This is a genomic window from Nocardioides jiangsuensis (assembly GCF_019679455.1).
Lineage (GTDB): Bacteria > Actinomycetota > Actinomycetes > Propionibacteriales > Nocardioidaceae > Nocardioides_C > Nocardioides_C jiangsuensis.
This window is the reverse complement of the sequence record NZ_JAIEZQ010000001.1, coordinates 168,958-190,730: the sequence shown is the minus strand read 5'-3', so window position 1 is coordinate 190,730 and position 21,773 is coordinate 168,958. Positions and strand designations below refer to the sequence as shown.

Genomic DNA, 21,773 nt, shown 5'->3' with positions numbered 1-21,773 from the left:
GGCCCCGGTTTCGGCGTTGTGCCTGCTCTGGTGCCTTCGTGGTCCGTGGTCGGGTTTGCCAACGGAGTGCAGGCTGCGGAGGCGCGACCGTCGAGCTCGGAGCGGCGGAGCCGGGGGTGGGGCACGGTGGCCCCACCCCCGAGCACCTCAGGACGCGTCGAGCGTGGGGTAGTCGGTGTACCCCTCCGCGCCGCCGCCGTAGAAGGTCGCCTGGTCGCCGTCGTTGAGCTCCGCACCCACGCGGAACCGCTCCGGCAGGTCGGGGTTGGCCAGGTACTGCCGGGCGAAGGCCACGAGGTCCGCACGGTTCTCCGTGACCGCCCGCTCGGCACTGTCGCGGTCGTACTCACCGGCGGTGATGATCGTGCCCGAGTACACCGAGCGGGCCAGCGCCGTGGGGCCGCCGACGTCGTCCAGCCCGACCGGCGGGAGGGTCTGGGAGGTCTCGACGACGTGGAGGTAGGCCAGGCCGTAGGCGTCCAGCGACTTCATGGCGTAGCTGAAGGTCTCGGCCGGGTCGTCGTCGCTCATGCCGCTGAACGTGCCGCCGGGGGACAGCCGGACACCGACGCGGTCGGCCCCCCAGGTCTCGGCCACGGCCTCGGTGACCTCGAGCAGCAGGCGGGCGCGGCCCGCGACCGAGCCGCCGTAGCCGTCGGTGCGCTCGTTCGAGCCGGTCTGCAGGAACTGGTCGAGGAGGTAGCCGTTGGCACCGTGCACCTCGAGTCCATCGAAACCGGCGGCCTGGGCCTGGCGGGCCGCGTGACGGAAGTCCTCGATGACTCCGGCGATCTCGTCCAGGGTGAGCTCGTGCGGGGTGGGGATCGGCTGCATGCCCTCGGAGGTGAAGATCTCCTCACCCGGCGCGATGGCCGAGGGCGCCACGGGGGTGCCGCCGTGGACGGTGGGGTGGCCCATCCGGCCGACGTGCCACAGCTGCGCGAAGATGAGGCCGTCGGCGGCGTGCACCGCGTCGGTGACGGTGCGCCACCCGGCCGCCTGCTCGTCGGTGTGGATGCCCGGGGTCCAGGGGTAGCCGGCCCCCAGTGCGCTCACCTGGGTGCCCTCGGAGATGATCAGGCCTGCTCCCGCCCGCTGCGCGTAGTAGGTCGCGTTGAGGTCGCCGGGGACCTGCTCAGGAGCACGCGAACGGGTCATCGGCGCCATCACGACGCGGTTCTTCAGGGTCAGCGGTCCGAGCTGGTAGGACTCCAAGAGGCGCACAGGGCATCTCCTTCGGATGTGGCCGCGGGGGCCCCCGGGGGGCCCGCGACGGGATGAATGAGCGTTCAACCGTGCCCAACGCCGCGTGCATCGTGAAGAGTCCGGATCGCGACGTGGGCATCGTCACGGCGGCCGTACCGGGGCCGCTTCCCGCCGCCGGTCCACCGCTCTCTGGCCCCGGACGGCGCGATCTAAACCTTCATTCCGTACCGGGCTAGAGAGGACTGAACCGGTCACCTCGGACATTCGGCGGAACCGGCTTGGCCACCTATGGTGTATGAGCGGCACCTGCCCCGATCGCCCCAAAGGTCCTTCGGTTTTCGGCAGCGGCAGCCGCGACAACTCCATACCCAGGCGCGGGTACGCCGAGTCCTGCCCACCGCGACCTGGTCCCATCCGTCGACCGAGACCGAGGGCAGGAGTGGGGGACCCACTCAGTACGCGGCTGCATCCGTCATCACGACCGGAGGCAGCCGCTTGGGGTGAAGTCGTCCGTGCCGGTACCAGACCGGCCGTACGGCGGGGCACCTTTCAGCCCTAACCCGACAGCTCACCTCACAGGCGTGGAAAGGATCCATCTTCATGCCTGCGACCCTTCGCATGCGGCACGTTGCCGTGCTGCCCCTCCTCCTGGCCGCCGTCCTGGTCAGCACCCTGTTCACCTTCACCCCGCACGCCGAGGCTGCCACGAAGCGCACCCAGCGCATCGCCCAGGCCTTCGACATCGTCCGCGCCCAGAAGGGCGACCCCTACGTGTACGGCGCGGACGGCCCGAGCGCCTTCGACTGCTCCGGGCTCATCTACTACAGCTACCGCAAGGCGGGCGTCAACGTGCCCCGCACCTCCGGGGAGCTGGCCGCCGCCAGCCGGCACATCAAGCGCAGCAACATGCGCAAGGGTGACCTTGTCTTCTTCCACAGCGGCGGCTCCGTCTACCACGTCGGCGTCTACGCCGGCCGCAAGCACGGCGACCGGATGATCATCCACGCGTCGCGCCCCGGTACCCCGGTCAAGAAGGACCCGATCTGGACCGGCTCCTGGTTCGCCGGCACCCTGCGCTGACCCGCGGGACAGGCTGGTCCTGCAGCTAGCACCGCGAAGGGCTCCGAGGATTCTCTCGGAGCCCTTCGTCGTCCGTCGACGGCACGAGACTTCGTCGGCCCGCACCTGCTCGGCCGTGCTCTTCATGGCTTCCGTTCGGCGATGGACGCGCTGCCGGGGTACTTCTAGCGTGGTCAGCACACGAGTGCCGTGGATGTGCGGGAGGCACGATGACCATCGAATCTCGCCGAGTCGCTGGGTTGTCCCTGATCCTCGTGCCTGCGGTTGTGCTCGGCGGTGTCAGCGTCCTGACGTTGCTGGTCCACGATCCGGCGTACCTGGACAATCCGTTGCGTCAGGACCTGTGGCGCGCCGGCCACGCCCATGCCGGTGTCTTGCTCGTCTTGTCGCTGGTCGCGCTGCGTTACGTCGACGAGGCAAAGCTGACCGAGCGCACTCGTGCGACGGTGCGCTGGGCTTTCCCTGTCGCTGCCGTGTTGATGCCGCTGGCGTTCTTCCTTTCCGTACTGGACCCCGGCGCCACGGAACCCAATGCTCTGATCTACCTGGCGTACCTCGGTGGAGTCGTACTCATCGCCGCGACCGTGACGCTGGGCGTCGGGCTTCTCCGCGCAACGACCCCCGCGCAGGAGCGCAGCGCGGCGCGCTGATCGGCCCGATGTCACAGACGGCCGGGCTGTCTCGTCCCAGGTCACAGAGGCAGACTCTGGAATCGGGAAGGTGATGGTCATGCGGGTGTTCGTGGCAGGCGGGACCGGGGTCATCGGGCGGCGGCTGGTGCCGCTGCTCGTGGGCCGCGGCCACCAGGTGACGGCTACGACGACGAGCCCGGGCAAGCTGGGCTTGGTGGAGGAGCTGGGCGCCGAGGCGGTCGTGATGGACGGGCTGGACGCGGTGTCGGTCGGTGAAGCAGTGGCCGCGGCCCGGCCGGACGCGATCGTGCACCAGATGACCGCGATCGCCGGCAAGCCCGACATGAGGCACATGGACCGGTGGTTCGCGACCACCAACCGGCTGCGCACCGAGGGGACGGATCACCTGCTGGCCGCCGCCGAGGCGACCGGAGTGTCCAACGTCGTCGCGCAGAGCTACGCCGGCTGGAACGGAATCCGCAGGGGCGGATGGGTGAAGACGGAGGAGGACCCGCTGGACCCGGCCGAGGGGACCACGGCGCGCCCGGTGATGGAGGCGATCCGCCACCTCGAGGACATGGTCGTCAAGGCCGGCGGTGCGGCCCTGCGCTACGGCTGGCTCTACGGGCCGGGCGCCACCGACGACCAGGTCGAGCTCGTGCGCAAGCGGCAGTTCCCGCTCGTCGGGGACGGCACCGGCTACAGCTCGTGGGTGCATGTCGACGACGCGGCGAGCGCCGCCGTCCTGGCCGTGGAGCAGCAGGCGAAGGGCGTGTTCAACATCGTCGACGACGAGCCTGCTCCGGCCAGCGAATGGCTGCCTTACCTGGCCGCGTGCGCCGGCGCCAAGCCACCGTTGCGGGTCCCCACGTGGCTGGCCCGGCTGCTGGCCGGGGAAGTGGCGGTGACGATGATGACCGAGGGGCGCGGGTTCTCCAACGCCAAGGCCAGGCGGGAGCTCGGGTGGGAGCCGCGCTACCCCTCGTGGCGCCAGGGCTTCAGGGAAGGGTTGACGTGACCCGGGCCGAGGAGTTCGAGGGGCTGCGGCCGCTGCTGTTCGCGATCGCCTACCGGATCCTGGGCAGTGTGAGCGAGGCCGAGGACGCGGTCCAGGAGACCTGGCTGCGCTACGAGGCCTCCCCGACGCAGCCCACGTCGACCAAGGCGTTCCTCTCGGCCGTGGTGACCCGGATCTCGATCGACGTCCTGCGCTCGGCCCGCCTCCGGCGGGAGGAGTACGTCGGTCAGTGGTTCCCCGAGCCGCTGCTGACGGACCCCTATGAGGATCCGGCGCGGTCGGCGGAGCTGGCCGACTCGGTGTCGATGGCGGCGCTGCTCCTGCTCGAGCGGCTGACCCCGCTCGAGCGCGCGGTCTTCGTGCTGCGTGAGGTGTTCGGCTTCGGCTTCCCGGAGGTCGCCTCCGCGGTGGGCAGGTCGGAGACGGCGTGCCGCCAGCTCGCGGTACGGGCGCGCCGCCACATGGACGCGGGCCGGCCTCGGTTCGAGGCCGACCGGAGGGAGCGCGAGGAGCTCGCGGAGCGATTCTTCGACGCCTTCAGGGAAGGGGACGTCGACGGGCTGCGGGAGCTCCTCGCCGCTGACGTCCAGTTGGTCGGGGACGGCGGCGGCAAGGCCCCGCAGTGGGCCAGGGGCATCATCGGCGCCGAGAACGTGGCCCGGGTGCTCGCCGCGACCTCCCCACGGCTCGTCCGGATCGGGGCCGTGGTGGAGCCGCGCGAGGTGAACGGCCAGCCGGGCGCGATCTTCCGCGATCGGGACGGCAAGGTGATCAACACCTGGACGCTCGACGTACTCGACGGGCGGATCCAGGCGATCCGCTCGGTGATGAACCCCGACAAGCTCGGGCACGTGGGCCCGGTGGCCGACGCCTGGGCGGTCATCCGCGAGGCGAACCAGGCTCGCCGACCCACGGACTGACCGGAAGAGCCGACCGCCCTCCAGACCCATACGAGAGTGAGCTGGGTCGGACTACAGTGCAGACTCCCGGCACGTTGACGAGGTGTGGCATGGACATGCATGAGGATCGAACCGCCCAGTTCCATCGGTTGCACTCCTCGGGTTGCTTCGTGATGCCGAACCCATGGGACGTGGGGAGCGCTCGGGCTCTGGAACAGCTGGGATTCAAGGCGTTGGCCACGACAAGTGCTGGATTCGCCTGGACGCTGGGTCGCGCGGACACGCACGCCACACGTGATCAGGTACTCGACCATCTACGTCTCATCGCCGGCGCTGTGACGCTTCCGGTGAACGCTGACTTCGAGGGCGGTTATGCGGTGGCTCCTGCCGACGTCGCGGCGAACGTGAAGCTGGCCGCGGACACGGGGATCGCCGGGCTTTCGATCGAGGACGCTTCGGGCGACGAGGCCCGTCCGTTGTATGAGTTCGAGCTGGCCGTGGAACGGGTTGCCGCCGCGCGGGCAGCGATCGATGAGAGCGGCACGGGGATCGTTCTCACCGGTCGATCCGAGGGTTTCGTGTGTGGGCGTCCCGACATCGATGAGACGATTCGCAGGCTCCGCGCGTACGCCGAAGCCGGCGCTGACTGCCTCTACGCTCCCCGGATCGACAACCTCGCGCACGTGTCCGCCATTGTGGCCGCGGTGTCCCCGAAACCGGTGAACCTCTTGATCAATGCTCCGTTCACCACCGTTGCGGAGGCCGCGCAGCTGGGAGTACGGCGGATCAGCGTGGGGGGCACGCTGGCGCGGACCGCATGGGATGGATTCCTGAAGGCCGCCCGGGAGATCGCGGGCGAGGGAACGTTCTCACGGTTCGAGCACCTACCCGACGTCGATGCCCTGCTCGGCCGCTGAGGAGCCGTGAGGAGCGCACTGCGCTCTTCGAAGGATGCGAGGAGCGCCCGTCCGGCACGTGATGGACGGGCGCTCCTGGCGGATTGCTCAGGCGAGCGTCCCGGTGTCGATGACGAAGCGGTAGCGGACGTCGGAGGCGAGGACGCGCTCGTAGGCCTCGTTTACCTGGTCGGCTGAGATGACCTCGACCTCGGCGCTGATGTCGTGCTCGGCGCAGAAGTCGAGCATCTCCTGGGTCAAGGCGATCCCGCCGATCATCGACCCGGCGAACGATCGGCGCGCGCCGATGAGCGAGAACACGTTGACGGCGAGCGGGTCAGCCGGGGCGCCGACGTTGACCAGGGTGCCGTCGACGGCGAGCAGGCCGAGGTAGGCGTCGAGGTCGATGCGGGCGCTGACCGTGTTGACGATGAGGTCGAACCGGCCGGCGAGCTGCTGGAACGTGTCGGGGTCGGAGGTGGCGTAGTAGTGGTCCGCGCCGAGCCGCAGCCCGTCCTCCTGCTTCTTCAGCGACTGCGACAGCACGGTGACCTCGGCGCCGAGGGCGTGGGCGATCTTGACGGCCATGTGGCCCAGTCCGCCGAGCCCGACGATGGCGACCTTCGTGCCGGGGCCGGCGCCCCAGCGGCGCAGCGGGGCGTAGGTGGTGATGCCCGCGCACAGCAGCGGCGCGGCGGCGGCGGCGTCGAGTCCGTCCGGGACGGAGAGAACGTAGTCGGCGTCGACCACGACGTGGGTGGAGTAGCCGCCCTGGGTCGTGGTGCCGTCCCGGTCGGTCCCGGCGTAGGTGGGGACCATGCCGGCTAGGCAGTACTGCTCGTCGCCGTTGCGGCAGTTGGCGCACTCGCCGCAGGAGTTCACCATGCAGCCGACACCGACCCGGTCGCCGACCTGGTGCTTGGTGACTCCCGAGCCGACCTCGGTGACGATGCCAACGATCTCGTGCCCGGGCACGACGGGGAACGGCTGCGGTCCCCAGTCGCCGTTGACGGTGTGGATGTCGGAGTGGCAGATGCCGGCGTACTGGATCTCGATGAGGACGTCGTTGGGTCCGACGTCGCGGCGCTCGATGACGGTCGGGGCCAGCGGTTTGCCGGCGGCGGGGGCTGCGTAGGCGTTGACGTGCATGGAGAAATGCTCCTTCGTGTTGGTGTCGTGTTGGCCGGAGGTGCTCGGGCTGGCGAGGGACGGTGTGCAGGGGGCGCCCGGCCCGCGGACCGAGCGGATCCGCCCGTGGGTAGTGCTGGTTACTGCTGCTTGGCTCGCTTGAGCTCGTCGGCGAGCTTGCGGGCTTCGCTGGACAAGAGCTCGGCGCGTGCGGTGTCGCCTGCGTCGACTGCGTGCCAGTAGTCGATCTTCAGCCGCACGTACCGCTGGCGCAGGGCGATGTACTCGGCCTCGAGTGCGAGCCGCTGCTGCTGCGCCTCGAGCAGCTCGATCTGGGCCCCGGCAGCCGACGGACCCAGCTCCCCGTTCGTCACGTACTGCCGCATGTCACTGACCGACATGCCGGTAGCAGCGAGGCAAGCCACCCACATGAGCTGATCCAGGTCGTCCTCGTCGTAGACCCGGTGCTTGCTGCTTGCACCGCGGCTGATGGGCGCGATCACGCCGATGGATTCGTAGTAGCGCAGCGTGCTGGCCGGCAGCCCGGTCAACACGGCGGCTTCCTTGATCGTGTAGGTGTGCTGGGCGGTTCGTGTACTCACGTCATCGACGTTAGGAACTTCAAGTACTTGAAGTCAAAGGTCGTGTGGATCACATCGGACTCACAGAGATCGCCGCACGACGGCGTGGATCGCGGCACAGAACGCTGGCCGCGGCGCACGCTAGCTGCGGCATGGGCGCGTAGGGCCGGCTGCGGGGTCAGCTTCGAGCGTGTCGGGCTTTGGCGTTGAGGTAGCGCTGTTCGGGGATGGAGTCGGTGAGTGTGGCTGCCCGCTGGTACGCGTCTGCGGCTTCCGGGCTTCCCAGGGCGTCGAGCAGGTGCGCCTGAGCGGCGAGGATGCGGTGGTCTCGCGGGCGTGCCGTCAGGAGGGGCTGCAGCGCCTCCAGTCCGGCAGCGGGTCCGTCCAGCTCGCTGAGGGCGATGGCAGCGCCGAGCGCAGCGGCGGGACCGGGTGCCACGGTGAGCAGCATTCGGTAGAGCTCGTGGATCTGGGCCCAGTCGGTGGATTGCAACGTTTCGGCTGTGGCGTGCACGGCCGCGATCGCGGCCTGGATCTGGAAGGGTCCGACCGGGCCGTGCGGGAGCGCTGCCTCGAGCAGGGAGACCCCGCGCGCGATCTTGTGCTGGTCCCACACCTCCCGGTCCTGCTCGGCCAGGGGGATCAGGATCCCGTCTCGCGTGCGCGCCGCGGCGCGCGCTTCCACCAGCACCATCAGAGCGAGCAGTCCCATGGTCTCGGGGTCGCGAGGAAGCGCCCGGTGTAGCCGTTCGGTGAGCCGTATGGCCTCGGTAACCAGGTCATGGTTGATGACGTCACCGCCGGAGGGTGGAGCGGCTCCGGTGGTGAAGATCAGGTGCAGCACGTGTCGGACGGCGTGCAGGCGTTGGGGCAGTTCTGCTGCCTCGACGGTGCCGAACCGGGCACCTCGCGCGCGAAGGGTGGCCTTGGCACGGCTGATCCGCTGGGCGGCCGTGGTCTCGGGCACCAGAAGCCCTGCCGCGATCTCTCGGGTGGTCAATCCGGCGACTGCTCGCAGGGTGAGTGCGACGGCCGAGGCGGTGCTGAGGCTGGGGTGGCAGCACAGCACGAGCATCTGGAGGGAGGCCACTGCTCGGCGGCGGCGAGCAACGCTTCCTGAGCTGCGTCCTCGCAGTCCTCCAGGACGGATCCGCGTCGCAGCAGCGCCGCGAGGACGTGTGGCGCCTCGCGGCGCCACACGTCCCCGATCTCGGTGGGCACAGGAGTCAGGACTCGCAGCCCGGTCGCATCGTCGGTCGGAGCTCGATCGTGTCGCCCGGGCACGAGAACGCAGCGGCGATCTCCTCGGCACGCTCCTGGGACTCCACGTCGATCAGGAAGAAGCCGGCCAGGTGCTCCTTGCTCTCGGCATAGGGACCGTCGATCGGAAGCGGCTCGCCCTGGAAGTGGAACACCCGCGAGGATGTCGGGTCGCCCAGCGCACACCCGTAGATGATCTCGCCCTTGGCATCGGCGTCGCCGAACACCTTCTCCCACCGAGCCCCGAGATCCTTCTGCTGCTGGGCCGGCAACGCCTGGTACTCGCTGGTGTAGTCGCTCGTGGGGTGACCCCACGGCTGCGGGTTGGAGTGGATCAGAATGACGTACTTCATCGGGGTTCTCCTTCTCCTGGCGGCGGCCGATCGGCCACCTTCATACCCGAACGTCGGAACCGGGGCACAGAACTCGACACGCGACGTCACGAATGCCGGGCGGCTATGACCCGAACTTCGTCCATTGCCCTTCGGAGACCACCTCGACGGAGCCGTCGACGACCTTGATGGCCGTCTGTTCGTCGATGGCGTAGGCCGGGACGCCGATGTCGGCGGCCCACCGCTCTGCGTGGGTCAGGGTGTTCGTCGGGAAAAGGTCCAGGTGGGGGAAGATCGAGAAGTCCACGACCCCCAGGGTGCGGTCGTCCGGCGCGGACGGCCACTCGACGAAGTAGTCCCCGATCCGGGGCGTCATCACCATGCTTCCGGCACTCACTCCCACCCAGACCGTGTCGGGCAGCGACGGCAGCAGGTCGGCCAGGCCGGACTCCCGCATCCAGTGGTACAGGTAGGTCGCGTCGCCGCCGTCGACCAGGAGCACGTCGGCCTCCCGGACCCAGGGGACCCATCGCTCCGCGCCGATGGTGGGCAGTGCGGTGAGCTCGAGGACACCGAGCGACGCCCAGCCCAGGCCGGAGAAGTGCTGCCACGTCGGTTCGGCGGCCACCAGGCCCCGCACCGAGGTCGGACCGCACATCGGGTGACCCCACTGCGCCGTCGGGACGACCAGGGCGTGGCACTCGGCGATCGGCTTGCCGAGAAGCTGCACGAGCGCCGAGTGGATGCTCGAGTTCGTGACGCCGCCTGACGTCAGCAAGAGCTTCAAGGTGCCTCCAAGATTCCCGCGCGGAAGGTAGATGTACCTGAAGACCCGGGACCGCGCCGAAACTCATCGTAGTTCGGGCAACCTCTTCAAAAACCCCAAATCACCGGGCGGGATTGCCCACTGATCCTCCACCCGGTCCTACCGCACACCACACGTGCAACCGACCGACACACGCAGGAGGCGCATGTCGCGGTTTGTGCACCCTCACAGCTGAGATTTCAGCACGTCGATCTCGCAACCCGGCGAGGACGGGTCGAAGCCGTGCTCGACCAGCCAGCGGATCGACGTCAGACTTCGCAGCGACCACCAGGCGCGGATCACGTCGTGGTTGACGTCGGCGCCGTAGCCGACGATGACGTCGCCGAGGTGCTCCGGGTGCCCGAGCGTCAGGCTGGCGAGGTCGTACATGGCATCGCCCTGACCCGCCTCGGACCAGTCGACCACGCCAGTGATCTCGCCACCGTCAACGAACACGTGGGCGATCTGCAGGTCGCCGTGCATGAACACCGGTTTCCACGGTCGGAGCGCAGCCTCGGCAACCTCGCGGTTGCGCGTGACCAGGTCAGCAGGAAGGACGTCGTTCGCCACGAGCCACGTGCATTCGCTGTCAAGGCTCGATGCTTTCTCGTCGAGGCTCCGTCCGGGCCAGGGCGGCAGTGTCGCCTCGTGCAGCACCCGTACGGCGGCACCAGCTGCGGCCCACGCCGCCGACGACGCGGTCGACGGCTCGCCCAGGCGGCCCAGTGCCGACCCCGGGAGAGCGGCGAGCGCAAGCACAGGCGGCTTCCGCCACAGCAACTCCGGAGTCGGGATCGGTGCCATGGCCATCGCCTTGACCTCGACGTCGGTGCGCGTCTGGTCAGCGTCGATCTTCAAGAACACCTCGCCGACGCGAAGAGTCGCGCGCTCGTGATGGGCCACGACGACCTCGACCTCCTCCACGTCGGTCAGTGTCGCGGAACGACCACGATGTCCCCACCGGTTTTCGGGCGCCGTCTCGCGAGCGAGGAGGAGTCAGCGGGCGGGAACCGGCTCGAACGACGGCCGCCACTCCCGCCTGATCAGCCCGTACACCCACGAGTCCGACACCTCGCCGTTCACGACGCAGTCTTCCCGCAACGTCCCTTCACGCACGAATCCGAGCTTCTCCAGGACGCGGGCAGATGCCGCGTTGCGCGTATCGGTCTCGGCTTGGACTCGATTCAGGTCCAGCGTGTCGAATGCCCACTGCAGCAAGGCGCGCGCGGCCTCCGTCGCGTAGCCGTGGCCCCATGCTGCATCGTCGAGGCAGTAGCCCATCGACGCGCTGCGATAGTCCGGGTTCCACCGGGTCAGACTGCACCAGCCGATGAACGCCCGGTCGGAAACACGGTCCACCGCCAGCCGCGTCCCGGTGCCTTCCTCTGCCATCTGCCGGCAAGCCGTTATGAACCGCTCGGCGCGCACGCGTTCGCTCCAGGGCGGCGCGTCCCAGTAGCGCAGCACGTAGGCGCTGCTGTGCAGCGCGAAGAGGGCGTCCGCGTCCGCGTCGTCGAAGACACGCAGTCGCAGGCGAGCGGTGTGCAGCGTGGGGGTGGGCAGGGACATGCGTGCCATATTGCCTCGTCATGAGGGTGGCCGGACAACCGCACACGCGATGCCGGTCACTCACAACCGGGCTCCTCAGACGGGCGTCCGCAAGCGATGGCGCACATCCGGTGTCCGAGCGGCTACGACTTGCGTGTTTCGATGCTACGGGCCATTCGGGCCAGGTCGGCAGGTGGGAACAACTCCGCGGGCCAGACGCCCAGGACCGGCGACCCTGTCTGCTGTAGAAAAACCCAATTGCCACTTGATCGAAGCGATGCGATTCCGTCGAACGACAACGTGGTCTCAGCCAAGGGGCCGCGCAACACCAGGAGGCGCTCACCGATGCCTGACTCGAGCACTACTCCCTCGCGCAGCCGCTGACCGAAGAGCCGTCGATTCAGGAGATAGCCCACCCCCAGAACGAGGCCAGCGATTCCGAGCGTGGGTACGAGTGCGTATACGGGAGCCCACAGCACGCGCGTCACGGCGGCGTAGCGTTCGTCGAAGGAGAGCGCGACCAGGACAGCAAACAGCAACTCGACGAGGGCGACGAACACCCACCAGCGCGGCCGACGAAGGGTCAGCTTGAGGAAGGCGCCCGCCGCCTGCTTGGCCGAGTCACCGGTTGCAACCCAGCGAGCGATCATCGGAGTGTCAGTCACCTGAAGATTCTGCCGCCGAAGCGTGCGGCACGGCCCTCGATTCGAGAAACCCGGTGCGCTGGCGCTTCGAGCCACGTAGACCGCTCATCGGCATGATCGCGCTTTCGCTGTCTGCGGCATGACCGGACGGCCACTCGGAGCACGGCACGAACGGTCCGTCGGAGGTAGGTCAGTGACCGCTAGGTCGCGCCATCCTGGCGTGAGCATCCGGCCGCTCCAGCCACTGCTCATAGGTGATCTCATAGGTGAGGACTCCTGGAACGGGCTCATCAGTACATCGCAATCCGAGTCGGGAAAGGGTGGCTCGGGAGGCCGCGTTCCTCTCGACCGTTCCGGCCCAGATTCGAGTGACCCCGACCGTGCCGAAGCCATGCTCAACCAGCAGCCGACCGCCTTCGAGGGCCCAGGCCCTGTCGCCAATGCCTACGCTTGAGCCGGAATCCCAGTTCCCCCGCGTCCGGCTGCGAGGCTTGAAACCCGAGGCCCCACCACCCGACAGGCTCCCCATCAAGGTAGCCCGTCCAATAGCCCAAGCCACGATCCGTGGCGGACCTGGCTGCTAGCCGACGTGTCCACTCACTCTCGGTCTGGCTGCGGCTCATCGGTTCGCCAGTGATGTGCTCCATGACGGTTGGATCGGCGTTGAGTTCGGTGAAGAAGTCGATGTGATCTGCCGCTGCGGGCTTCAGCCGAAGTCGCACGCCTTCAAGCAGGTGTAGGGCCACCCGAACCAGCCTGTCAGAGACGGAACGACGGTGTGGGATTGACACCCGGTAGGCGGGAGGAACCACCGGCTCATCGGCACGAGCGGACAGCGGCAGGTCCGTACCTTGGTCGACGAGCGCTGCTGAGCGGCCGAGCATCCCGGGGACAGTCACACCATGGGTCGGATCGGCTCGCTCGGGAACCAGGTCAGTGCCTCTCCTTCTCAGCCGCGAGTGCGACGTCATCGTCTCCGTGGCTGTGTCCTTCTGAAAGCGGGAGTGCGGGGTCGACGAGCTCGACGTTCTTGCCGAGCGGACCCGAACGAAGATGCGCCGACACGCGTCGATAGGTTTGGCGCACACCTGTGAATGTGCTCTCGTTTGTGGTTCTGACCAAGGCAAACCGCCGAGACCGTGACGGTCTTGATGGAACGCTCAGACACGATCGGTACGGACCCGGGTTGAAGGCCATCCTGCTGAGCGGCACGTGCGCGCTCATGGTGTCGTTGTTCATTACTCGCTGGGCGATCTCGCAATTTGCCTCCTGGGGCCTTGGGCAGTTGATCCGCGAAGATGGCCCAAGGACGCATCACGTGAAGCGGGGTACCCCCACGATGGGCGGCGCCGCCGTCGTGGTCTCGGTGGTGATCGGCTATGCGTCCGCCAAGTTGTTGACGTGGGACCTACCTTCGCGGTCCGCGCTCCTGGTGCTCTTTCTCCTGGTGGGCATGGCCGGGGTGGGGTTCCTCGACGACTTCATCAAGGTCAGGAAGCAGCGCAGCCTAGGGCTCCGGAGCAAGGCCAAACTGGTGGGGCAGACCGTTGTCAGTCTCACGTTCGGATTCCTGGCGCTTCAGCCCGTCCTTGGAGACGGGGCGGTAGCCGCTGTCTCTCACAGGCTGTCCTTCGTGCGTGACTTCGGCCCGGTGTTGCCTTGGGTTGTCGTCATGGCGCTGATCTGGTTCATGGTGAGCGGGACCAGTAACGCCACGAATCTCATCGACGGACTCGACGGGCTGCTCACCGGCAGTGCCACGATGGTCTTCGCCGCGTACACCATCATCGGCATCTGGCAGAACAATCACTTATGCGGATCCGCCAGCGAGGCGAACGGCTTGTGCTACCAGGTGGCTTCCCCGCTGGACGTGGCTACCGTCGCAGCCGCCCTGACCGGCGCCTGCTTCGGGTTCCTGTGGTGGAACGCATCTCCGGCCAAGATCATCATGGGGGACACAGGCTCCCTCGCCCTAGGGGCAGCCATGGCCGGCCTCGCATTGCTGACGCGGACCGAGCTGCTGTTGATCGTCCTCGGGGGCTTGTACGTGGCCGTCACCGGCTCGGTGATGCTCCAGGTGTCCTGGTTCAAGCTGACCAGGCGCACCACCGGCGTGGGCAAGAGAATCTTCCGCATGACTCCGCTCCACCATCATTTCGAGCTGCTCGGTTGGGAGCAGGTGACGGTGGTGATCCGCTTCTGGATCATCGCGGGAGTCTGCGTCGCGGCTGCGCTCGGGATCTTCTACGGCGACTGGGTGGTGAGCCCAAGTTGAATTGTTGGCTGGGCACGCGGACCTCATTCGCCGCACTCAGACGCACTGGACTTTGGCTTCGCATCGGCCGCAGCGGGTGACCTTGTTGCTCCGGGTGGCAGGAGGCGGGATGTCTCAGAGTATGTACGGACGCCACCTTCCCGATGCGTCCTTTCGATGTTCGGCTCGAAACATGATCGGATGCGAAGGTGCGTCGGCGTCGCCGGCGGCCAGGCCCAGTAGCGGGTGCAGGAATGCAGAGGTCGACTCGGCCGTCATCCCACCCGGATCGACCCACTCGGCGCGCACGATGCCGACGTCACAAGCGCGAGGCTCCTCCACCTCCACAGGGACGGCCCTGAAGAACATGATCAGGCGCCGCTGACGACGCTCCGCCCACTCGTGCACGCAGGTGGCCATGAGATCTTGTACGTGGACGGCGATCCCCGTCTCTTCACGGGTCTCCCGTGCAGCGGCCTGCTCGAACGTCTCCCCGTGATCCAGGTGCCCGCCCGGCACCTCCCATACCTCGGCTCCCAGGCGCTCGTGCAGCACAGCGAGCAGCCGACCTTCGTGAACGGTCCACGCGAACGCGGTTGCCCGGGTGTTCCAAGTCACGAGCGACAACGTAGCCGACCACGCGCTACGTGAACCTCCCGTGGGCGGGACCGTTGGTCACGACATGATTGGTGAACTCCTACGCGATCAACCTCGACCGAGCTGGTCCGCGAACGCTCGTCCAGCCGCCCCGCGGCTCCGACCTGCGGTTCGGCGTCGGCATTCACGAGGCGATCTTGCGCGTGAATGTGAGGTGGGTGACGCCGCTGGGGGACGAGACCGCCTCCACGTCGTAGGCACCCTCGAGGCCCTCCAGGCCGTCCCAGATGCGGACGCCGCGGCCGAGCACGATGGGTACCTGGACCAGGTGCATGTGGTCGACGAGCCCGGCGGCGAGAAAGTCGCGTACGACGGTGGGGCCGCCGCCGATCCGGACGTCCTGACCATCGGCTGCTTCGCGGGCGGTCTCCAGCGCCTCGGCGGGGGAGACATCGAGGAAGTGGAACGTGGTGCCGCCCGCCATCTCGATCGACGGCCGCGGGCGGTGCGTGAGCACGAAGGTCGGTGTGTGGAACGGCGGGTTCGGGCCCCACCAGCCCTGCCAGTCCGGGTCGTCCTGCCAGCCGGGCGGGCCGAACTTGTTGGCGCCCATGATCTCGGCGCCGATGCCGTACCCGTGGCGTTCAGCGAAGGCGTCGTCGACTCCGGTGGTTCCGCCCGCGTCCCAGAACCGGGTACGGAACATCCACTCGTGCAGGCGCTCGCCCGCATGGCCGAACGGTGCATCGGCGGACTGCGGCTCGCCGGTGGCGAAGCCGTCGAGGGAGATGGACAAGTTGTGGATCCGGGTGAGTGACATTCGCGCGCTCCTCGATTGATGATCGCGCCTTGCAATCGTTCTGGGAAGACGGACCAGGGTGCCCTCCTGGACGACGAGGACGGCCCGTCGGACCTCTTCCCTCTCCGTCCGCCGGCAGGCACAGTGATGACGTGGGTGCTTGTCCTTGACGCAGCCCCGTTCCCTTGCATCAAGCAGACCCACGAGGTACCTGGATCGACCCAGGAGGTGTTGGGGCGGTGGCCCGGCCTGAGAAAGTGAGGGAGCTCAGCCCCCGCCTGCGAGACGTACTGCGGTACTTCTGGCCCTACACCCGTCGCTACCGTGCCCTGATGGCGGGATCGCTGCTCGCCATCATCGCGGAGGTATTCCTGCGCCTCTTGGAGCCCTGGATGCTCGCTCTGGTGCTGGACTACGTCGTGATGCCTCCGCGGAGCGGCACGAAGCAGCTCCCGATCATCAGCTCTATGGAGCCGTTGACCATCCTGTTATGGGCGTCTGTCGGGTTGGTGGTCGCGGTGGGGCTCCGGGCGCTCGCGGTCTACGCGAGCAAGGTCAGCTTCGCGCTGATAGGCAACAGGGTGCTCACCGAGGTTCGCGGCGACCTGTACCGGCATCTGCACAGCCTCTCGATGTCGTACCACAACAAGGCGCGGAAGGGTGACCTCACCGTACGGGTCATAGGCGATATCGGGCTACTGAAAGACGTCGTGGTCACGGCGATGCTCCCCTTGTTCGGGAACGCCTTGGTTCTCGTCGGTATGGTCGCTGTCCTCTTCCTGCTGAACTGGCAACTCGCGTTGCTGGCGCTGGTCACGCTCCCGCTGTTCTGGCTGTCGACGGTGAGCCTCACCGAGAAGATCCACAAGGTCTCGGGCGACCAGCGACGACGTGAGGGCTCCATGGCGTCGAGCGCCTCTGAGGCATTCGGATCCATGCAGATCGTGCAAGCATTGTCCTTGGAGCGATCGTTCCTGGACGCCTTCTCGGGCCAGAACAAGAAGAGCCTCAAGCAGGGCGTCAAGGGCGCCCGGCTCGCCGCGCGACTCGAGCGGACGGTCGACCTCCTCGTGGCTGTCTCCACTGCCTTGGTCCTGTACTTCGGGTCCCTGCTTGTGCTTGGCGGAGAGCTCACCGCCGGCGCGCTCGTCGTCTTCCTGACCTACCTCAAGAACGCCCTCAGGCCCGTGCGGGACTTCGCCAAGTACACCGGTCGGATGGCGAAGGGCGTTGCGGCCGGTGAGCGTGTGCTCGACGTGTTCCAGCAAGAGCCCGACATCGAGGACAGCCCAGATGCGGTCTCTGCCCCGCAACTGCGAGGAGATGTCCGCTTCGAGTCCGTGACGTTCTCCTACGAACCCGGACACCCGGTCCTGCGCGAAATCTCCTTCGAGGTCCAGGCTGGGCAGAGGGTCGCGATTGTCGGCGCATCGGGTCATGGCAAATCCACGCTGGTCAACCTCATACTGCGCCTGTACAACCCGCAGTCCGGGCGCGTCCTTGTGGACGGACGCGACATCCGCGATTACACCCTAGAGTCCTTCCGGTCCCAGATCGGCGTGGTCCTCCAGGACACGCTTCTGTTCGCTGCCACCGTGCGGGAGAACATCGGGTACGGCGCGGCCGACGCGACGCCCGAGGAGATCGAGGCCGCGGCACGACTGGCCAACGCCCACGAGTTCATAGAGGCGCTGCCCAACGGTTACGACACCGTGCTGGGCGAACGTGGCGTAACTCTGTCCGGTGGACAACGGCAGCGCATCTCGATCGCCCGTGCGGCCATCCGCGATGCGCCCATCTTGATCCTGGACGAGCCAACCACCGGCCTTGACGGCGAGAACGCGCGGCTGGTGACCGATGCGCTGACACACCTCGCGCGGGGTCGTACCACGTTCCTGATCACCCACGACCTGCGCCAGGTGGCCAGCGCCGACCAGATCCTGTACCTCGAGGACCAGCGGATCGCGGAACAAGGCACTCAGCTCGAACTGCTCCGCGCCGGCGGCCGGTACGCCGCGCTGCAGGCGATGGCAGGAGGTGTGCGCCAGGCACCGGTCGACGGCAGCTCCCCTGAAGCGCGAGCGGCCGGCGAGCCGATGGGTGGGGAGCCACCGTCCACGCTGTCGCCAGCCCGAACCGGTCCGGGGAGACGAGGATGACACGAGTCGCAGACGTGCTGCCCTGGGCCGAGACTCCAGAGCGCCAGAACCCGTTCGTCTTCGTGGTGGGCTGCCCCCGATCCGGCACGACCCTGCTGCAGCGCATGCTGGACAACCATCCCGAGCTGGCGGTTGCCCACGACTCACACTTCATACCCCTTGCGATCAAGAACGAGTCCGTCGGCGTCGACCCGCAGCTCACCCCGGAGCTCGTCACCTGGGTGACCGAGTACCGACGCTTCCACCGACTCCAGCTATCCGAGGGGGATGTCGCGGAGGCCGCCTCCTGCTCGGCGACCTACAGCGAATTCGTCGGCGCCCTGTACGCCGCCTACGCACGGGCGCACGGGAAGCGGCTGGCCGGTGAGAAGACACCCGACTACGTCAGGCACCTCCCTCAGCTGCACGCGTTGTTCCCCTCAGCCCGGTTCATCCACATCATCCGCGACGGACGCGACGTGGCGCTTTCGGTCCGCGACTGGGCGCAGGGCGGCAAGGGACCCAGCAGGCGGGCCATGTGGGACGAGGAACCCGTCGCTGTGTCTGCTCTCTGGTGGCGTCGGTTCGTATCGACTGGATTCCGCGACGGGGCGCCGCTGGGATGTTCGGCATACCGCGAGGTCTTGTACGAGCGGCTGGTGGAGGCCCCGGTTGCCACCCTGACGGAGCTGGCCGAGTTCCTCTGCCTTCCAGATTCGCCGGCGATGGCGGCGTATCACGTGGGCAAGACCCACCAACGATCCGGTCGTTCCTCGAAGAGCGCTTGGCTGCCTCCCACGTCAGGTCTCCGCGACTGGCGTTCGGCGATGGCGCCGAGAGATCGAGCCCTGTTCGAGCTTCTCGCAGGTGAAGAGCTCTCAGCGCTCGGCTATGAGCTGTCCGGAGACCCCGTGACAGAGGAGCTGGCTCAGGTGGCGGACCGCTGTCGCACCTGGTGGGAGGCGCGAGCCCTCAGGCACCGTCCTGAAGATGGACGAGGCTGAGACGGGCGTCGCAGCACGTTTCACAGTCTGCCGAGGTGCCGACTCCAGCTCACGACACTCTGCTCAGGAGGCCAGAGGCCGGCGTCGACCGGGGGAGCACCATGGGCTCCCTGGTTGGTGGGATGTGTGTCCCACGAGTTGGTGTCCGAGGGGGGACTTGAACCCCCACGCCCGATAAAGGGCACTAGCACCTCAAGCTAGCGCGTCTACCTATTCCGCCACCCGGACAAGGTGTCGCACCCCCAGCCGAGTGGCCGTGAGTGCGACCGAAACTGTAGCAAAGAACGATCCGAAACCGTGCATCGGCCCAGACACCTGAACCTGTTTAGATGGGGCCTATGACCACAACACCGCAGAGCCGACCGTCGTACGACCCGGCCGCCGAGGTCGTGGAGATCTGCCGGGACCTGATCCGGATGGACACCACCAACTTCGGGGACGGCTCGGGCCCGGGGGAGCGCAAGGCGGCCGAGCACGTCGCGAGCCTGCTGTCGGACGTCGGGATCGAGCCGGAGCTCTACGAGTCCGAGCCGGGGCGCACCAGTGTCGTGGCCCGCTGGGGAGGTACGACGGGCGACCCGCTGCTGCTGCACGGGCACCTCGACGTCGTGCCCGCGGACGCCGACGACTGGCAGGTGCACCCGTTCTCGGGGGAGATCCAGGACGGCTACGTCTGGGGCCGCGGTGCGGTGGACATGAAGGACTTCGACGCCATGCTGCTCTCGGTGGTGCGCGCGCGTGCGGAGGCGGGCGCGGTCCCGGAGCGGCCGATGGTGCTCTGCTTCACCGCCGACGAGGAGGCCGGCGGGCACAAGGGCGCGGAGTACCTGATCAAGGAGCACCCCGACCTGCTCGCCGACTGCAGCGAGGCGATCGGCGAGGTCGGCGGGTTCAGCACCACGGTCCGCGGCCAGCGGCTCTACCTGATCGAGGCCGCCGAGAAGGGGATGGCCTGGATGCGCCTCACCGCCAAGGGCAACGCCGGCCACGGCTCGATGCGTCACCCGGACAACGCGGTGACCAGCCTCGCGGCGGCGGTGACCCGGCTCGGCCAGCACACCTGGCCGGTACGGCTCACCCCGTCCATGCAGGTGCTGCTGTCCGCGGTGGGCGAGATCGCCGGGGTCGAGGCGACGCCGGAGAACGCTGAGGACCTCGTCGAGGAGTTCGGCTCGGCCGCGCGGATGCTCGGCGCGGTGATCCGGCACAGCACGAACCCGACCATGCTGAAGGCCGGCTACAAGGTGAACGTGGTGCCCGGCGAGGCCACCGCCCACGTGGACGGCCGGTTCCTCCCCGGCTTCGAGGACGAGTTCTTCACGACGCTCGGCGAGCTGGTCGGCGACGACATCTCGATCGACTACGTGAGCAAGCAGCACGCTCTCGAGACGACCTTCGACGGCGACCTGGTCGACGCGATCACCTCCTCGATCCTCGCCGAGGACCCCGAGGCGAAGGTGGCGCCGTACCTGATGTCCGGCGGCACCGATGCCAAGCACTGGAAGAAGCTCGGGATCCGGTCCTTCGGCTTCGCGCCGCTGCGGCTTCCCGCCGACCTTGACTTCACCGCGCTCTTCCACGGCGTCGACGAGCGGGTCCCGGTGGACGCGCTCGAGTTCGGTGCGCGGGTGTTCGACCGGTTCCTCGACCGCGCCTGACCCGTTCGACCGGGCGGGGCCGGCCTCAGAACATCAGGTACGGCGCCCGGGTCTGCCGGATGATCTTGCGCCGCAGGATCACCTTGCGAGTGCCGTCGGGGGAGAGGCGGAGCCGGTCGAGCTCCCAGCCGCCGTGCTCGGCGCGGTCGGTGAGCAGCCGGGTCACCACGTTGCGGGACAGGTCACGCGGCAGGGTCAGCCGCTCGAACTCGTACTCCAGCCCGGGGCCGAGCGCTCGGCGCCGGGTGCCTGCGGCGGATGGTGCGCGGGACATGACGACATCGTGGCACGGCGCCCAAGCACCGCGCGGGATCTCTCAGGACTCGGTCGAGGAGACGTCGTCCAGCGCGGCGACGATCTCCGGCGGCAGCTCGCACTCCTCGACGGTCAGCGAGCCGCGCAGCTGCGCCGCGGTCCGGGCGCCCACGATCGGCGCGGTCACCCCCGGGCGGTCGCGGACCCAGGCCAGCGCCACCTCGATCGGCGACCAGCTGAGCCCGTCGGCGGCGCGGGCGACCGCCTCGACGACCCGGGCGCTGCGCTCGTTGAGGTAGCTGCCCACGAAGTTCGAGAAGTGCGGCGAGGCGGCGCGGGAGTCCGCGGGGGTGCCGGTGCGGTACTTCCCGGTCAGCACGCCCCGGCCGAGCGGCGACCACGGCAGCACGCCCAGGCCCAGGTGATCCGCGGCCGGGATCACCTCGGACTCGGCCGACCGGTTGAGCAGGGAGTACTCCACCTGGGTCGAGGCCAGCGTGGCCCGTCCGGGCACCGCGCTCTGCCAGGTCGCGGCGCGCGCGCTCTGCCAGCCGGTGTAGTTGGAGACCCCGACGTACGACGCCCGCCCCGACGTGACCGCGAGGTCCAGCGCGGTGAGCGTCTCCTCCAGCGGGACGTCGTCGGACCAGACGTGCACCTGCCACAGGTCGACGTGGTCGACGCCGAGCCGGCGCAGCGACGCGTCCAGGGTGGCCATCAGGTAGCCGCGGGACACGTTGGTCTCGCGGGCCCCGCGCGCGCGGCTGACCCCGGCCTTGGTGGCCAGGACCACGTCGTCGCGGTGCACGACGTCGCCGAGCAGGGAGCCGATCAGCTCCTCCGACGCCCCGTCGCCGTAGCCGGCGGCGGTGTCGAGGAGGGTTCCTCCGGCCTCGGTGAACGCGATCAGCTGGTCACGGGCCTCGTGCTCGTCGGTGTCGCGCCCCCAGGTGAGGGTGCCCAGGCCGAGCCGGGAGACCTTCAGACCGGTACGACCCAGGTGCCTCTGTTGCATGGTGCAACGCTATCGAGCCCGGGC

The 21,773-nt window shown here is 68.3% G+C and carries 23 protein-coding genes, 1 tRNA gene and 1 riboswitch; of the genes, 9 read left to right on the top strand and 15 right to left on the bottom strand.

Going from position 1 to position 21,773, the window contains the following annotated elements; all coding sequences use genetic code 11:
• Nucleotides 1-147 precede the first annotated feature (147 nt).
• Nucleotides 148-1,224 (bottom strand): alkene reductase, encoded by a 1,077-nt coding sequence (locus tag K1X13_RS00960; protein ID WP_308249320.1) that lies wholly within the window; start codon nt 1,222-1,224, stop codon nt 148-150.
• Between the two features lie 390 nt (nt 1,225-1,614).
• A riboswitch (cyclic di-AMP (ydaO/yuaA leader) is annotated at nt 1,615-1,803 on the top strand.
• A gap of 3 nt (nt 1,804-1,806) precedes the next feature.
• Here K1X13_RS00960 and K1X13_RS00955 point away from each other — a divergent pair.
• The 5 genes from K1X13_RS00955 (at nt 1,807) to K1X13_RS00935 (ending at nt 5,752) form a co-directional block, all read left to right on the top strand.
• Nucleotides 1,807-2,286 (top strand): C40 family peptidase, encoded by a 480-nt coding sequence (locus K1X13_RS00955; RefSeq protein WP_221023181.1) that lies wholly within the window; start codon nt 1,807-1,809, stop codon nt 2,284-2,286.
• A gap of 209 nt (nt 2,287-2,495) precedes the next feature.
• Nucleotides 2,496-2,936: a DUF8059 family membrane protein gene (locus K1X13_RS00950; RefSeq protein WP_221023180.1), complete on the top strand. Its 441-nt coding sequence runs from the start codon at nt 2,496-2,498 to the stop codon at nt 2,934-2,936.
• 79 nt (nt 2,937-3,015) lie between these two features.
• Nucleotides 3,016-3,936: an NAD-dependent epimerase/dehydratase family protein gene (locus K1X13_RS00945; RefSeq protein ID WP_221023179.1), complete on the top strand. Its 921-nt coding sequence runs from the start codon at nt 3,016-3,018 to the stop codon at nt 3,934-3,936.
• The gene (locus tag K1X13_RS00940) at nt 3,933-4,856 is read left to right on the top strand and encodes an RNA polymerase sigma-70 factor (protein WP_221023178.1); all 924 of its coding nucleotides are present in this window, start codon (nt 3,933-3,935) and stop codon (nt 4,854-4,856) included. The genes K1X13_RS00945 and K1X13_RS00940 overlap by 4 nt, the downstream gene beginning before the upstream one ends.
• Nucleotides 4,857-4,945: 89 nt before the next feature.
• Nucleotides 4,946-5,752 (top strand): isocitrate lyase/PEP mutase family protein, encoded by an 807-nt coding sequence (locus tag K1X13_RS00935; RefSeq protein ID WP_225914484.1) that lies wholly within the window; start codon nt 4,946-4,948, stop codon nt 5,750-5,752.
• Between the two features lie 87 nt (nt 5,753-5,839).
• On the opposite strand, the gene K1X13_RS00930 is transcribed toward K1X13_RS00935, so the two are convergent.
• The 9 genes from K1X13_RS00930 to K1X13_RS19785 form a co-directional block, all read right to left on the bottom strand.
• Nucleotides 5,840-6,880: an NAD(P)-dependent alcohol dehydrogenase gene (locus K1X13_RS00930; protein ID WP_221023177.1), complete on the bottom strand. Its 1,041-nt coding sequence runs from the start codon at nt 6,878-6,880 to the stop codon at nt 5,840-5,842.
• A 119-nt stretch (nt 6,881-6,999) separates the two neighbouring features.
• Nucleotides 7,000-7,461, bottom strand: coding sequence for a MerR family transcriptional regulator (locus K1X13_RS00925; protein WP_221023176.1), 462 nt, complete (start codon nt 7,459-7,461; stop codon nt 7,000-7,002).
• Between the two features lie 157 nt (nt 7,462-7,618).
• Nucleotides 7,619-8,515, bottom strand: coding sequence for an RNA polymerase sigma factor (locus K1X13_RS00920; RefSeq protein ID WP_308249319.1), 897 nt, complete (start codon nt 8,513-8,515; stop codon nt 7,619-7,621).
• A 151-nt stretch (nt 8,516-8,666) separates the two neighbouring features.
• Complete coding sequence (locus K1X13_RS00915) at nt 8,667-9,053, bottom strand: YciI family protein (RefSeq protein ID WP_221023175.1); 387 nt, start codon at nt 9,051-9,053, stop codon at nt 8,667-8,669.
• A gap of 103 nt (nt 9,054-9,156) precedes the next feature.
• Nucleotides 9,157-9,819 (bottom strand): Type 1 glutamine amidotransferase-like domain-containing protein, encoded by a 663-nt coding sequence (locus K1X13_RS00910; RefSeq protein WP_221023174.1) that lies wholly within the window; start codon nt 9,817-9,819, stop codon nt 9,157-9,159.
• A gap of 204 nt (nt 9,820-10,023) precedes the next feature.
• The gene (locus K1X13_RS00905) at nt 10,024-10,761 is read right to left on the bottom strand and encodes a phosphotransferase (protein WP_308249318.1); all 738 of its coding nucleotides are present in this window, start codon (nt 10,759-10,761) and stop codon (nt 10,024-10,026) included.
• Nucleotides 10,762-10,833: 72 nt separating this feature from the next.
• Complete coding sequence (locus K1X13_RS00900; protein ID WP_225914483.1) at nt 10,834-11,406, bottom strand: GNAT family N-acetyltransferase; 573 nt, start codon at nt 11,404-11,406, stop codon at nt 10,834-10,836.
• Nucleotides 11,407-11,528: 122 nt separating this feature from the next.
• Nucleotides 11,529-12,050, bottom strand: coding sequence for a hypothetical protein (locus K1X13_RS00895; protein ID WP_221023172.1), 522 nt, complete (start codon nt 12,048-12,050; stop codon nt 11,529-11,531).
• 374 nt (nt 12,051-12,424) lie between these two features.
• Nucleotides 12,425-12,913 (bottom strand): GNAT family N-acetyltransferase, encoded by a 489-nt coding sequence (locus K1X13_RS19785; protein WP_225914482.1) that lies wholly within the window; start codon nt 12,911-12,913, stop codon nt 12,425-12,427.
• A 302-nt stretch (nt 12,914-13,215) separates the two neighbouring features.
• Between K1X13_RS19785 and mraY the strand changes: the two genes are divergently transcribed.
• A complete protein-coding gene (mraY, locus tag K1X13_RS00885) occupies nt 13,216-14,304 on the top strand; it encodes a phospho-N-acetylmuramoyl-pentapeptide-transferase (protein WP_221023170.1) in 1,089 nt (362 codons plus the stop codon).
• A 114-nt stretch (nt 14,305-14,418) separates the two neighbouring features.
• Here mraY and K1X13_RS00880 read toward each other — a convergent pair whose 3' ends face one another.
• Together K1X13_RS00880 and K1X13_RS00875 are read right to left on the bottom strand one after the other, a co-directional pair.
• Entirely contained in the window at nt 14,419-14,901 is a 483-nt protein-coding gene (locus K1X13_RS00880) for an NUDIX hydrolase (RefSeq protein WP_221023169.1), read from the bottom strand.
• 163 nt (nt 14,902-15,064) lie between these two features.
• Entirely contained in the window at nt 15,065-15,700 is a 636-nt protein-coding gene (locus K1X13_RS00875; RefSeq protein WP_221023168.1) for a dihydrofolate reductase family protein, read from the bottom strand.
• 311 nt (nt 15,701-16,011) lie between these two features.
• Between K1X13_RS00875 and K1X13_RS00870 the strand changes: the two genes are divergently transcribed.
• A complete protein-coding gene (locus tag K1X13_RS00870) occupies nt 16,012-17,838 on the top strand; it encodes an ABC transporter ATP-binding protein (RefSeq protein ID WP_221023167.1) in 1,827 nt (608 codons plus the stop codon).
• Nucleotides 17,835-18,821, top strand: a complete 987-nt coding sequence (locus tag K1X13_RS00865) for a sulfotransferase family protein (RefSeq protein WP_221023166.1) — start codon at nt 17,835-17,837, stop codon at nt 18,819-18,821. The genes K1X13_RS00870 and K1X13_RS00865 overlap by 4 nt, the downstream gene beginning before the upstream one ends.
• A gap of 139 nt (nt 18,822-18,960) precedes the next feature.
• Here the strand turns inward: K1X13_RS00865 and K1X13_RS00860 are convergent.
• Nucleotides 18,961-19,049 (bottom strand) — tRNA-Leu (locus K1X13_RS00860).
• A gap of 110 nt (nt 19,050-19,159) precedes the next feature.
• Here K1X13_RS00860 and K1X13_RS00855 point away from each other — a divergent pair.
• A complete protein-coding gene (locus K1X13_RS00855) occupies nt 19,160-20,479 on the top strand; it encodes a M20/M25/M40 family metallo-hydrolase (protein WP_221023165.1) in 1,320 nt (439 codons plus the stop codon).
• Between the two features lie 25 nt (nt 20,480-20,504).
• Here K1X13_RS00855 and K1X13_RS00850 read toward each other — a convergent pair whose 3' ends face one another.
• Together K1X13_RS00850 and K1X13_RS00845 are read right to left on the bottom strand one after the other, a co-directional pair.
• Complete coding sequence (locus tag K1X13_RS00850) at nt 20,505-20,753, bottom strand: DUF5703 family protein (RefSeq protein ID WP_221023164.1); 249 nt, start codon at nt 20,751-20,753, stop codon at nt 20,505-20,507.
• 42 nt (nt 20,754-20,795) lie between these two features.
• Nucleotides 20,796-21,749: an aldo/keto reductase gene (locus K1X13_RS00845; protein ID WP_221023163.1), complete on the bottom strand. Its 954-nt coding sequence runs from the start codon at nt 21,747-21,749 to the stop codon at nt 20,796-20,798.
• Between the last annotated feature and the right edge of the window lie 24 nt (nt 21,750-21,773).